Annotated in this window: 5 protein-coding genes; all 5 read right to left on the bottom strand. The window is 45.5% G+C overall.

Annotation, left to right across the window (positions count from 1 at the left end; all coding sequences use genetic code 11):
* Positions 1-42: 42 nt before the first annotated feature.
* Complete coding sequence (locus tag IPH84_13200; protein MBK7174159.1) at positions 43-1,071, bottom strand: hypothetical protein; 1,029 nt, start codon at positions 1,069-1,071, stop codon at positions 43-45.
* Between the two features lie 182 nt (positions 1,072-1,253).
* Positions 1,254-7,226 (bottom strand): choice-of-anchor L domain-containing protein, encoded by a 5,973-nt coding sequence (locus IPH84_13195; protein MBK7174158.1) that lies wholly within the window; start codon positions 7,224-7,226, stop codon positions 1,254-1,256.
* Positions 7,227-7,583: 357 nt separating this feature from the next.
* A complete protein-coding gene (locus tag IPH84_13190; protein MBK7174157.1) occupies positions 7,584-8,555 on the bottom strand; it encodes a glycoside hydrolase family 130 protein in 972 nt (323 codons plus the stop codon).
* A gap of 23 nt (positions 8,556-8,578) precedes the next feature.
* Positions 8,579-10,954: a glycosyl transferase family 36 gene (locus IPH84_13185; GenBank protein ID MBK7174156.1), complete on the bottom strand. Its 2,376-nt coding sequence runs from the start codon at positions 10,952-10,954 to the stop codon at positions 8,579-8,581.
* A gap of 18 nt (positions 10,955-10,972) precedes the next feature.
* Positions 10,973-12,898 (bottom strand): sodium:solute symporter, encoded by a 1,926-nt coding sequence (locus tag IPH84_13180; GenBank protein MBK7174155.1) that lies wholly within the window; start codon positions 12,896-12,898, stop codon positions 10,973-10,975.
* Positions 12,899-12,900 lie beyond the last annotated feature (2 nt).

The raw sequence follows: 12,900 nt of genomic DNA, 5'->3' as shown, positions 1-12,900 counted from the left end.
ATTCAACGGTTATATCTTCAGGAACCGTCAGTACCGGGTCAGTTACATCCTGAACGGTGATGATTTGGCTGGCTGTGCTTCATTTCCACAATTGTCCACCGCTTTCCAGGTGCGGGTGAGGGTATAGGCATCCGGACAAGCACCGGGAGTTTGGGTTTCTCCTTCAAAAGTAATCGTGACTTCCGTATCACAGTTATCGGTTGCATTAACAACAGCAGTTCCCAAAGCAGGAATCGCATCACATTCAACGGTTATATCCTCCGGAACTGTTAGTACCGGGTCAGTCACATCCTGTACGGTGATGATTTGGCTGGCTGTGGCTTCATTTCCGCAATTGTCCACCGCTTTCCAGGTGCGGGTGAGAATATATGCATCCGGACAAGCACCGGGAGTCTGGGTTTCGCCTTCAAAAGTAATCGTGACTTCTGTATCACAATTATCAGTGGCTGTGACGATTTCGGTTCCCAGAACAGGAATCGCAGAGCATTCAACGGTTATATCTTCCGGAACCGTCAATACCGGGTCAGTTACATCCTGAACGGTGATGATTTGACTGGCTGTAGCTTCATTTCCGCAGTTGTCCACCGCTTTCCATGTGCGGGTAAGGGTATAGGCATCCGGACAAGCACCGGGAGTCTGGGTTTCCCCTTCAAATGTAATCGTGACCTCTGTATCACAATTATCAGTAGCTGTGACGATTTCGGTTCCCAAAACAGGAATCGCAGAGCATTCAACGGTTATATCCTCTGGAACTGTCAATACCGGGTCAGTTACATCCTGAACGGTGATGATTTGGCTGGCAGTGGCTTCATTTCCACAGTTATCCACGGCTTTCCATGTGCGGGTAAGGGTATAGGCATCCGGACAAGCACCAGGAGTTTGGGTTTCGCCTTCAAATGTAATCGTGACCTCTGTATCACAGTTATCGGTTGCAGTAACAACAGCAGTTCCCAAAGCAGGAATCGCAGAACATTCAACGGTTATATCCTCCGGAACTGTCAATACCGGGTCAGTTACATCCTGAACGGTGATGATTTGGCTGGCTGTGGCTTCATTTCCGCAGTTGTCCACGGCTTTCCAGGTGCGGGTGAGGGTATAGGCATCCGGACAAGCACCAGGAGTCTGGGTTTCGCCTTCAAAGTAATCGTGACTTCCGTATCACAATATCGGTTGCAGTAACAACAGCGGTTCCCAGGGCAGGAATCGCAGAGCATTCAACGGTAATATCTTCGGAATCGTTAATACCGGGTCAGTTACATCCTGAACGGTGATGATTTGGCTGGCTGTGGCTTCATTTCCACAGTTGTCCACCGCTTTCCATGTGCGGGTGAGGGTATGGCATCCGGACAAGCACCAGGAGTTTGGGTTTCGCCTTCAAAGGTAATCGTGACCTCCGTATCGCAATTATCCGTAGCAGTAACGAAAGCAGTTCCCAATGCAGGAATCGCATCACATTCAGCGGTTATATCTTCAGGAACCGTCAATACCGGGTCAGTTACGTCCTGAACGGTGATGATTTGGCTGGCTGTGGCTTCATTTCCACAGTTGTCCACTGCTTTCCATGTGCGGGTAAGGGTATAGGCATCCGGACAAGCACCGGGAGTTTGGGTTTCTCCTTCAAAAGTAATGGTAACATCAGAATCACAATTATCGGTTGCAGTAACAACAGCGGTTCCCAAAGCAGGAATTGCATCACATTCAACGGTTATATCTTCTGGCACTGTCAATACCGGGTCAGTCACATCCTGAACGGTAATGATTTGGCTGGCTGTAGCTTCATTTCCGCAGTTATCCACGGCTTTCCAGGTGCGGGTGATTGTATAGGCATCCGGGCATGCACCAGGTGTTTGTGTTTCGCCTTCAAAAGTAATCGTGACTTCCGTATCGCAGTTATCAGTAGCAGTAACGATTTCTGTTCCCAAAGCAGGAATCGCAGAGCATTCAGCTGTGATATCCTCCGGAACGGTCAATACAGGATCTGTTACATCCTGAACGGTAATGATTTGGCTGGATGTAGCTTCATTTCCACAGTTGTCCACGGCTTTCCAGGTGCGGGTGAGGGTGTAGGCATCCGGACAAGCACCGGGAGTCTGGGTTTCGCCTTCAAATGTAATCGTGACTTCTGTATCACAATTATCGGTTGCTGTAACAACAGCCGTTCCCAAAGCAGGAATTGCATCACATTCAACGGTTATATCCTCCGGAACTGTTAGTACCGGGTCAGTTACATCCTGAACGGTAATGATTTGGCTGGCTGTGGCTTCATTTCCGCAGTTGTCCACCGCTTTCCAGGTGCGGGTAAGGGTGTATGCATCCGGACAAGCACCGGGAGTTTGGGTTTCGCCTTCAAATGTAATCGTGACCTCCGTATCACAATTATCGGTGGCTGTGACGATTTCGGTTCCCAAAGCAGGAATCGCAGAGCATTCAACGGTTATATCTTCAGGAACCGTCAATACCGGGTCAGTTACATCCTGAACGGTGATGATTTGGCTGGCTGTGGCTTCATTTCCACAGTTGTCCACCGCTTTCCAGGTGCGGGTGAGGGTATAGGCATCCGGACAAGCACCCGGAGTCTGGGTTTCTCCTTCAAAAGTAATCGTGACCTCCGTATCGCAGTTATCGGTTGCAGTAACCACAGCTGTTCCCAGGGCAGGAATCGCAGAGCATTCAACGGTAATATCCTCCGGAACTGTCAATACCGGGTCAGTCACATCCTGAACGGTGATGATTTGGCTGGCTGTGGCTTCATTTCCGCAGTTGTCCACGGCTTTCCAGGTGCGGGTGAGGGTGTAGGCATCCGGACAAGCACCGGGAGTCTGGGTTTCGCCTTCAAATGTAATCGTGACTTCTGTATCACAATTATCGGTTGCAGTAACAACAGCAGTTCCCAGGGCAGGAATTGCAGAACATTCAACGGTAATATCTTCCGGAATCGTTAATAACGGGTCAGTTACATCCTGGACGGTGATGATTTGGCTGGCTGTGGCTTCATTTCCGCAGTTGTCCACGGCTTTCCAGGTGCGGGTGATTGTATAGGCATCCGGACAAGCACCGGGAGTTTGGGTTTCGCCTTCAAAAGTAATCGTGACCTCTGTATCACAATTATCGGTGGCTGTAACAACAGCAGTTCCCAAGGCAGGAATCGCAGAGCATTCAACGGTTATATCTTCCGGAACTGTCAATACCGGGTCAGTTACATCCTGAACGGTGATGATTTGGCTGGCTGTAGCTTCATTTCCGCAGTTGTCCACGGCTTTCCAGGTGCGGGTGAGGGTATAGGCATCCGGACAAGCACCAGGAGTTTGGGTTTCGCCTTCAAAAGTAATCGTGACCTCTGTATCACAATTATCGGTTGCTGTAACAACAGCAGTTCCCAGGGCAGGAATCGCAGAACATTCAACGGTTATATCTTCAGGAACCGTCAGTACCGGGTCAGTCACATCCTGAACGGTAATGATTTGGCTGGCTGTGGCTTCATTTCCGCAGTTGTCCACGGCTTTCCAGGTGCGGGTGATTGTATAAGCATCCGGACAAGCACCGGGAGTCTGGTTTTCCCCTTCAAATGTAATCGTGACTTCTGTATCGCAATTATCGGTTGCAGTAACCACAGCAGTTCCCAAAGCAGGAATAGCTGAGCATTCAACGGTAATATCTTCCGGAATTGTTAATATCGGGTCAGTCACATCCTGAACGGTGATGATTTGGCTGGCAGTGGCTTCATTTCCGCAGTTGTCCACTGCTTTCCATGTGCGGGTGAGGGTATAGGCATCCGGACAGGAGCCTGGTGTTTGAGTTTCACCTTCAAACGTAATAGTGACATCTGGATCACAGTTATCTGTTGCTGTAGCAATCCCTATTCCGGGAACGGCTGCACAATCAACGGTTACACTTGCCGGTGGAGTAAGCAAAGGATCAGTTTTATCATCCACAATGATATACTGAGTGCAATAATTATAGTTTCCATTGATATCAGCCACTGCATAAACCCTGCTGATAATTTCCGGGCATTCCATGTTATTGGAAGTTTCGCTAACCAGGAAGAAACTAGCAGGATCAATTCCATCATTATCTGTTGCCGATCCTCCTGCTGCCACAAATTCTAAGTAGCTTGAGTAGGAGGCAGGAACCACAGTTATACATTCCTCTTCAATCGTTGGCGGGCAAAGGACAATAGGTTCAACATCATCAATCACAACCACGGTTTGAGTGCAAGTAGCTGATAGTCCATTGATATCAATCACAGTCCAGGTAACTAAAGTGCTACCCACAGGGAACTGCGAAGGAGCATTGTTATAGGTCGTATCAACTCCACAATTGTCTGAAGTTACGGGAGTTCCTAAATTCACGCCACTTGCAAAGGATTGCCCTGGATCAGCATTCACAACAACTGAAGGAGGACAAATAATTGTGGGTGGTTGGTTGTCGATTACTGTTACTACCTGGGTTGAAGTAGCTGTTAATCCTGAAAGGTCAGTTGCTGTCCAGGTTACCAGGGTATTACCCACCGGGAAAATGGAAGGCGCATTATTCACAACACTTTCAAGTCCGCAATTATCATTTGCTACAGGAAGCCCTAAATTCACTGAACTGGCTGAACAAAGCCCTGGGTCAGCATTAACAATAATATTTCCAGGTCCGGAAATTGTTGGACCTTGATTATCTGTTATTGTCAGGCTGGTGGAACAATTGGCTGAATTACCTGATGCATCAGTAACGGTAATTATTATGGGTGTAATTCCTAAAGGAGCAATACTTCCGGCGGGTGGAGACTGACTAATTATAAGATTGATTACAGGAGTGCAATCATCGGAAACAACAATACCTGATGTGAAATCCGGAACCTGGCCAAAACAAGCCTCTAGAACATTTATTGACTGCGGATCCGAGCAGCTGAGAATCAGAGGATCAGTTGTATCTGCTGAAGTTTCTACAAGGGCAGATGTAACAGAAGTGCAGTTATTGGCATCTGTTACGGTAATTGAATAAAGTTGAGGAGAGAGATTGGTAAAAGTACCCGGGATTATCTGGTTGCCGATGTTGGGTGAAAGTGAATAGGAATAAGGCGATACACCTCCATTTGCGACAAGGATGATAGAGCCATTATTGCCAATCTCGCAGCTGGCATTATTGATTACAAGGTTATCGAGATTGATTGGAAGGGGCACATTTACAGTTATTTGTGCACATCCTGAATATCCACAGGAGGTTTCCCACCGGGCAAAATATAGGGTAGTAATTTCAGGGGAAGGGATGCTGATACTGGTCCCGGTACCAATAGTTGCACTGCCGCAACTGCCGGCAAACCATCTTAATAAATTACCACTTCCTCCATTTGCGGTCAGCGTTATATTTTCGTTATCATTGCTGCAAAGGATATTCCGATTAACGCTAATTGATGAAGGAGCAACAGGTCCGGGACTTACAACCACTGTTACCTGGTCTGTAGATGCACATTCCCCGGAAGCATTGGTTACTGTAAGTGTGTAAGTTGTAGTTGTGACAGGTGAAGCAACAGGGTTGGCAACATTTGTGAAATTTAACCCATAGGAAGGGCTCCAGCTATAGATCACACCACCGCTTCCATTCAATTGTGCACTTGCACCGGGACAAATTTCTGCATCTGGTCCGGCATCAGCTACAATAGGTGTGGGATCACCAATCACAGCAGTAGCGGATGCATCCGGGTAACAACTTCCCGGATCCCGTACTAAAATAGTGTAGGTTCCGGCGTTTAACCCCGTGAAATTGTTCAGACTTTGCCAGTTACTACCATTATCGATTGAATAAAGATAATTCCCTGAGCCCCCGGAAGCATTTACCGTAATTGCCCCGTTGCTTTGTCCATTGCATTGGGCATTGATGGCGTTCACAGAATTTATGATCACCTGTTCATTGATCACGATGGTTCGGGTGATATACTGGACAACGGATGCACAAGGACATGAGGTAGCCACTGAAATAACCAGGGTTTCTCCATTATCAATGATTCCGTCAGTGGGGGCGATATAAGGAATGTCAATATATGCTGCATTGGCAGGAATGGTTACTACAGAAGGGAAAGGCAGGTTTCCTGGAATTTGAATATCCACTCCGTTCGTGCAGGTACCAGATAATATGAGATTGACATTCTGTGGCAGAGATAGGTCAGATGAATCTCTTTCAACTCTGAAGAAGTTGTTGCAACCTTCAAAGATGTTATTCTGATCCTGGATGAAATTGCCGTAATTGGTAATATTCAGGCTTTCAGAATTGAAACTCCTGGCTCCTAAAAACACCCCGGCATCCCATTTCTGATCAGAAGCATCACCGACTGCCATTTTAATTCTGTAAGTAGAACATGGGACCACCGGATAAGTAGCAGTAAGTACCACCGTTCCGCCATCAAATTGCATGGTAAGTGAACCGTTGGGATTATCCAGGTAATACTGTGCATTTTCAGCAGGGAAAGTATTGTTATTTATATTAGTTCCAGCAGGGTGGATTGTATTGACGGAGACTGGAATGTTCACCGGGATGAGAGCCAGGTTTACAGCGTTATTGGTATATGTTCCATTGATTCCCGGTCCGCTGAGGAAAAATCCGAATGCGTCATTATACTGAGTTTCACAGTATTCGATGTATTCTTCTGAAGTAAAAATGTAAGTAAATTCAAGGGTGTTTCCTGCTGGTATAAAGTCGAATTCCAGGACAGCAGCATCGCGCATAGTACGATTGGTAATATTGGCCAGGTCAGGGTCCGATGCATCATCTTCTATTTGATCGGAACGGCTACCGGTATTATTGGGGCCCATGGCCGAAGAAGCCCGTCCGGTTGTTAAAAGTATGCCTTCATCCAGTGGAAAAGTGGAAGTAGCTTTGTTGAAATAGGCCATCTGCCTGTTGCCGGCATTTGATGACCAGTTATGGTTATGCCAGTACCAGTTGTTTCCCTGGCGTTTGTAATACCCGAACCTGACATTTGTAGCAGTGAGGCACCCTGTTACCAGCACATTCTGAACAAGTTGCTGAGGGTTGTAACTGTTATAGGTGGCATTTTCAGCAACAGATATGGAACCTGCCGGTGCATCAGTATTCAAACCGGAACCATTATGTGATTCAGGTGGATTGAATGGTGGATACTTCCGGCCTGGTTCAATGCCGTTATTTTCTTGTCCTATAAGTGAAAACGAAAAAAGGACAATCATTACGAAGAATGAAAGTCCTTTTATAAATACTGGTTTCATAATGTTTTGATTATGAGTTATATTGGAGCAGGAGCTTAGCTTTTGAAAAAGTTCATGTGTTTAATCACGCGCGCGCGATTTATTAATAACAAAAGCATGCCAGATATTACAAGTAGGTGAAATACCAGTACATGCATGTAATCAACATTTCCAAAAATAAAAATGCGTCCTGATTAGGGACAATTGTTGCGTTTTGGGAATGGGTTTTGGCTGACCATAAAATAATCTTCTTGCTACCAGTTAGCCGGTATAAAAAGACTATTTTCCAATCAAATTTTCGCAGGGAAGATCAATTGAGAAGACGAGATAAGAGTGGTTAAATATATATAAAACTCTTATCGGATAATTGAAAAGTTATCATGGAATATCACCTTCCAAAGCAGCTGTTAATAACTCATTAATGCTTGTCACGACAAGGCCTACAGCGGTGTCGGCAGCTCCGTAATAAATTTTAACTTCACTATCTTCTTTGGCAAAACCTTCTGAGTCGAAAGCTTCAACGATCATTCCGCTTGGAAAGGTAACATTCGGGACTTGTCCGGCTAATTCCCAGATCTCCCTGGGCTCTAAAATATTGCACCTGCATCGTCCCAAAACTTTGGACGGATCGTTTAAGTCAAGGAGCATGACACCCCCCTGGTAAATGTTGGAGCTTCCAAAATGCCCTGCAACACCGTGATATACATGCAACCAGCCTTTACGGGTTTTCACAGGAGGTGGGCCGGAACCAATGTATTCATCCCAATAATGGAAGCGGCCATTGATAAGGGGTGCAACTGGTTCCCAGTCGAGCAGATTCAAAGAAGATGAAAGCCAGATGGTACTTCCTGAGGTTGGCCCACCAGAATGCCGGGATTTATTGGGGCGATCCATCCTGAAATATTTCCCCCCGATTTTTTCAGGAAAGAGTACACCATTCCGAATATCTTCATTGGAAGTGATTCCAAGAAATTCGAAGGATTTGAAATCATCAGTTACGCCAAGTCCAAGCTGGCATCCATCCTGCATATCCATGGCAAACATGATGTAGAACCTTCCATCCAAAGGGGTGATTCTTGCATCATAAATATGAAATACCTTTTCTTTGACTTTTTCAATGCCCTGGAAATGAACAATTTTGTTCTCCACTTTAAAGCTTACCCCATCCTTGCTTTCTGCCATCACCAGGAAGGTTTCACGGGATCTGCTTTGCACTCTTAGAATCAGGTGATACGTATCACCATTTTTCACTGCTCCGGGGTTGAATACACTGGTAACATCTACCAGTGTGGGAGGGATGGGAGGAATATTTTCTCTTGTCAGGATCGGGTTACTAGGATGTCTTTTCATCTGTAATTCAATATTTTATTATTCTACATGATCACTTTTACCTGGCAGATGGGATCTGTTGATACAGGGATTAGATTTCCTTTGATCTGCTTCCCATCAACCCACAGTTCAGTGACACCTTTTTCTTTTCCGCCCGGATTCAGGACTTCAATCTTATATCGGGTTCCCCTGTATACTCTTTCTACCGTATAGGATTTCCAGGAAGATGAGATTGCAGGGTCAATAATAAGTCCTTTATAGGTTGACCTTATCCCCAGCAAATAATCATAACTTACCCTGTACATCCAGGCTGCAGATCCTGTCTGCCATGAATGACTTGCCCTGCCCGGAGCTGAATGTTCATTGCTGGTGATATATTGTGAATACACATAAGGCTCGGCTACAAAAATATCGCTATCAATGCGATTTGGGAGCATCTTTTTAAAATATTCATAAGCCTGGTTACCTCTTCCCAGCATGGTTTCTGCCTGTATGACCCAGGTGGTTGGATGACAAAAAACAGCGCCATTTTCCTTCTTACCCCAGACACATCGGGTTACCAGTCCAATATTCGGATCTATCTCTTTCCATGCCGGGGTACATTTTTTGGGTCCTTCAGGGGAATCGAGGTATTTCTTAACACTATCCATGGATGTTACCAGTCTGTCATGGTTAGGGAATCCGGCTAATACCGGCCAGATTTGAGTATTCAGGAAAATTTTGCCATATTTATTCTCTTTTGAACCCACTTTGCGGTTCTTCTCGCCAAAAGCACGGATATACCATTCTCCATCCCAGCAATGCTTCTCAACAGCTTCCACCAAAGCATTCCTTACCTGCTGAACATTGTTTGATTCCTCTAGATTTCCAAGGTGTTCAAGTAATTCGATGAAAAGATTGAGCATGGAGGCGTAGAACATCGCACCCCATACACTCTCTCCTCCCTCTTCACCACCAATATAATCCAGGGTATCGTTCCAATCCCCCCGTCCAAAGATCGGCAGCCCGTGAGCCCCAAGGTTGTTTTTTGCATAGTTAACAACACTGAACATATGACTGAGGATCGATTCGGAAGGTGCATCAATGAAAGGCTGCGGATCATCGAGCAGACTGAAGTCACCGGTTTCCTTGAGGTATTCAGTAACGGCAAGCATAAACCATAGCGGATCATCACAATGGTAAGTGAATTCACCCTGTCCGTCGCCATGGAAGTGATGATACACTTTGCCGTCTTTTCGCATTTGTCGCGATAATAACTGGATTCTCTCTTTAGCCTTGGCAGGATTGGAAATGGTGACGGCTATGGTATCCTGAGAAGTATCCCTGAATCCGAATCCACGGCCAATTCCCCAGTAATAGAAGCTGATTACCCTGCCTACATCAAAAGCGACCCTGGCCTGGTATGGAAGCCAGTATTTCAGGAAAATATTAGCATTGGCATCAGGGGTTTCAGCGGTCGTAAAGGAGAAATAGCGGTCCCATGACTGCTTGACTTCAGCCAGGGCTTTGTCAGCAATACCTGCCGAATGATATTTCTTTACTTTTTCTTCCCTGAGCTCTTCAAAACGTGTTTTTTCAATCACCCCAAGGGAGAACACAATCTCTTCCGATGCACCCGGAGCAAGCTGTATATCAATTTTTAAAGCATTTACCACGTTGCCGAAATCGGTATCGAGACAAGAAAGATTCTCCTGCTCTATGCCAAGTGGATTATTTTCATTCCGATAAAGTCCCAGGAACCGCTCTCTCACGGTCTCATATCCTGTAACCGGCTTGTTGACCGTGAAAAAAGTCCACTGGTCCCATTCTTTGTTTTCCTGCTGCTGGGTACCTTTACTTTGAGTTACCCAATATGTTTTGGTAGAGAAAATGCTATTCAGGTTTTTATCGAAATATGACCTGTTAAAATGCTGATCATCACATTGATTGATCAGGTCTACCAATGCATGTCCAAGTGCCATTTCAACATACCCGTAAATGGACAGGTTTCTAGGTTTGGAGGAGTCGTTTTTCAGTGTAGCCTTCCATATTTCCTGGTCATCCTGCAGGGGAACGAAGAAAAGTACTTCTGAACTGATTTCATTTACTGAGGATTCAGCACGGGTATATCCAAAGCCATGAGCTACCTTATAGCTTTCAGGGGATTTGCCCACAGGCTGCCAGGTGAGACTCCATATTTCCCCGCTGTCATTATCCTTCACATAAATATACTTCCCTGGCCTGTCAGGTGGAACCTCATTGATCCGGTAACGGGTGATCCTTCCATGCAAGGGACTCTTGAAATAGCTGATCCCGCCACCATTATTTGAGATGGTTGAAAAATACCTTCCATTGTAAATGTAGTTGATCCATGGACTGGGTGTCCTGGGATCGGTAATAATGTATTCTTTTCCGTCTTCTGAAAAGTGTCCGTAGTTCATTCTTTAAAGTTTTTGAAATTAATTCTTCTCTACAAATCCATCATCTTTATGGTCACGGATGTTATGCCTCAGGGCATGGATCATCTCTTTCAGGTTTTTTAATCCGCCAATGGTGAACCAGACTGTAACAATGATAGATGCACCCAGGAAGAGATAAGTATATATTTGCCAGAAGGTCATCCATTGGTCATTGGTGAAGGGTTTTACGAAGAAATAGAACAAAGTTCCGACAAAGAAAACAATCACCCACGCTGCAGTCCAACCTGTGGTGGCCCAATAGATCGCTTTGTCACCCCGGGTAAATTCCTTTGTTGGTGCTAATACTTTCCAGCCTCTTACCACTTCTTCACTTCCTTTAATAGTATCATCTTTTACGGCATATTGCCCCCTGTGGAGGAGTTTATCAAGATCGAATGCTTTCCTGGGAGTGAGCAGAGAAACAATAAAATAGACCAGGGTAGCCATCACCATGGCCATGAACCAACCCCATTGCCCGTTAATTGGGAAGTCGGGGAAAAGCTGGTTGAGGAGGATGTTCAGGCTGGCAGTCAGCGCTCCGGTAATCATGGCAGCCCATGCTGCAGGGGTAGTTCCTTTTCTCCAGTACAATCCCCCGATAATCACCGCTCCGGAACCTCCAACAAATATCGCCCCTGAAATATTAAGGAATAGAAATACCTTTTCAGTTTGCTGAAAAACGATGCTAAGAATAAAGATCGTAATACCTACAGCAAGAATCGATAGTTTTAGATACCTGAGATGTTCGGCAGGTTCGAACGGACGCTTCCGGATTGGCATCACTACATCCTGGATAAATATACTCCCCCAGGAATGCATGTAGGTGTTATGGCAAGTGATAGCTGCAGCAAGCATAATTGCAGCGAAAGCCCCTTTCAAACCAACGGGTAATAATGAATTCAGCACCATTGGAACCCGAAGCTGACTCTGCTCAGCAGGAGCAAAACCGGCTAACATGGTATTGATATTATCAGCAATGGCCTTATAATTATCGTGGTGAAAAACGGTATAGGCAATAATAGGAACAATCATCAGGAAAAGCCCCCACTGTGGAACAAGGCGCCAGTTGGTAAGTACATCTGCCATTTTTGCTTCATGGGCACTTTTTGCTGCAATATTGAAAGAGGAATTTCCCTGCCATGATAATTTGGTATAGATTAATCCAAACATTCCTATAAAGAAGAACCATGGATTAAAGTCCTGAACATCACTGGCATCAAAGGGATTAATAAGAGATTGCCCGGTGGGTGCTGATTTTACTGCTTCTCCGATATCACTCCAGCCTACCTGAACCAGCAGCAGGATGACAATGATTACAAATACTATGTTGACAAATACTCCCTGGATAAAATCGGTAAACATCACAGCTATATGTCCCCCGGTAAAAATGAAGTACAGTGGAACCAGCACCATCACGGCTGTAGTAAGAATATAGGTAATAGAGTAGGGGCCAAGATGCCCTATCTCAGGGATTCCGCAGAAATAGATAAAAAATTTGGCACTTACCGCAGGGAAAATGATCATATTGACGATACCTGAGACAAAAGCCAGCATTCCTGCAAATATTCTGAAGGTACGGCTATAGCGCATTTCAAAGAATTGAGCCATAGTGAGTGCCCTGGTTTGCCTGAATCGGTATACCACCCATCCTGTGACGCTAATCGTGACAAGTATCACAGCTGTGGGCATTTCCCACCACCGGGAGTTGAAGCCTGCATTGAAGTTTTGTTCTAAGGCACCAACAACCGTAATGGCTCCGAGAGCAGCAGTACCATGGAACATAGAGATGATGTACCTTCCCCCGGTTCTGCCGGTGGCAAGAAAATCACTGACACTCTTCATCAGGCTTTTGCTGAGGAATACCATGCTCATCATGAGGATAAACAAAGCAAGGATGATGGACCAATCAAACCAGGTGAGATTCATAG

Source organism: Bacteroidales bacterium (genome assembly GCA_016707785.1).
Taxonomy (GTDB): Bacteria; Bacteroidota; Bacteroidia; order Bacteroidales; family UBA4417; genus UBA4417.
The sequence above is the reverse complement of the archived record's forward strand: the minus strand, read 5'-3'. Positions and strand labels throughout refer to the sequence as shown.

Excerpts from the sequence above, each read along its gene's own strand:
- IPH84_13180 (MBK7174155.1), bottom strand. The coding sequence starts at position 12,898 with ATGAATCTCACCTGGTTTGATTGGTCCATCATCCTTGCTTTGTTTATC.
- IPH84_13190 (MBK7174157.1), bottom strand. The coding sequence starts at position 8,555 with ATGAAAAGACATCCTAGTAACCCGATCCTGACAAGAGAAAATATTCCT.
- IPH84_13195 (MBK7174158.1), bottom strand. The coding sequence starts at position 7,226 with ATGAAACCAGTATTTATAAAAGGACTTTCATTCTTCGTAATGATTGTC.
- IPH84_13185 (MBK7174156.1), bottom strand. The coding sequence starts at position 10,954 with ATGAACTACGGACACTTTTCAGAAGACGGAAAAGAATACATTATTACC.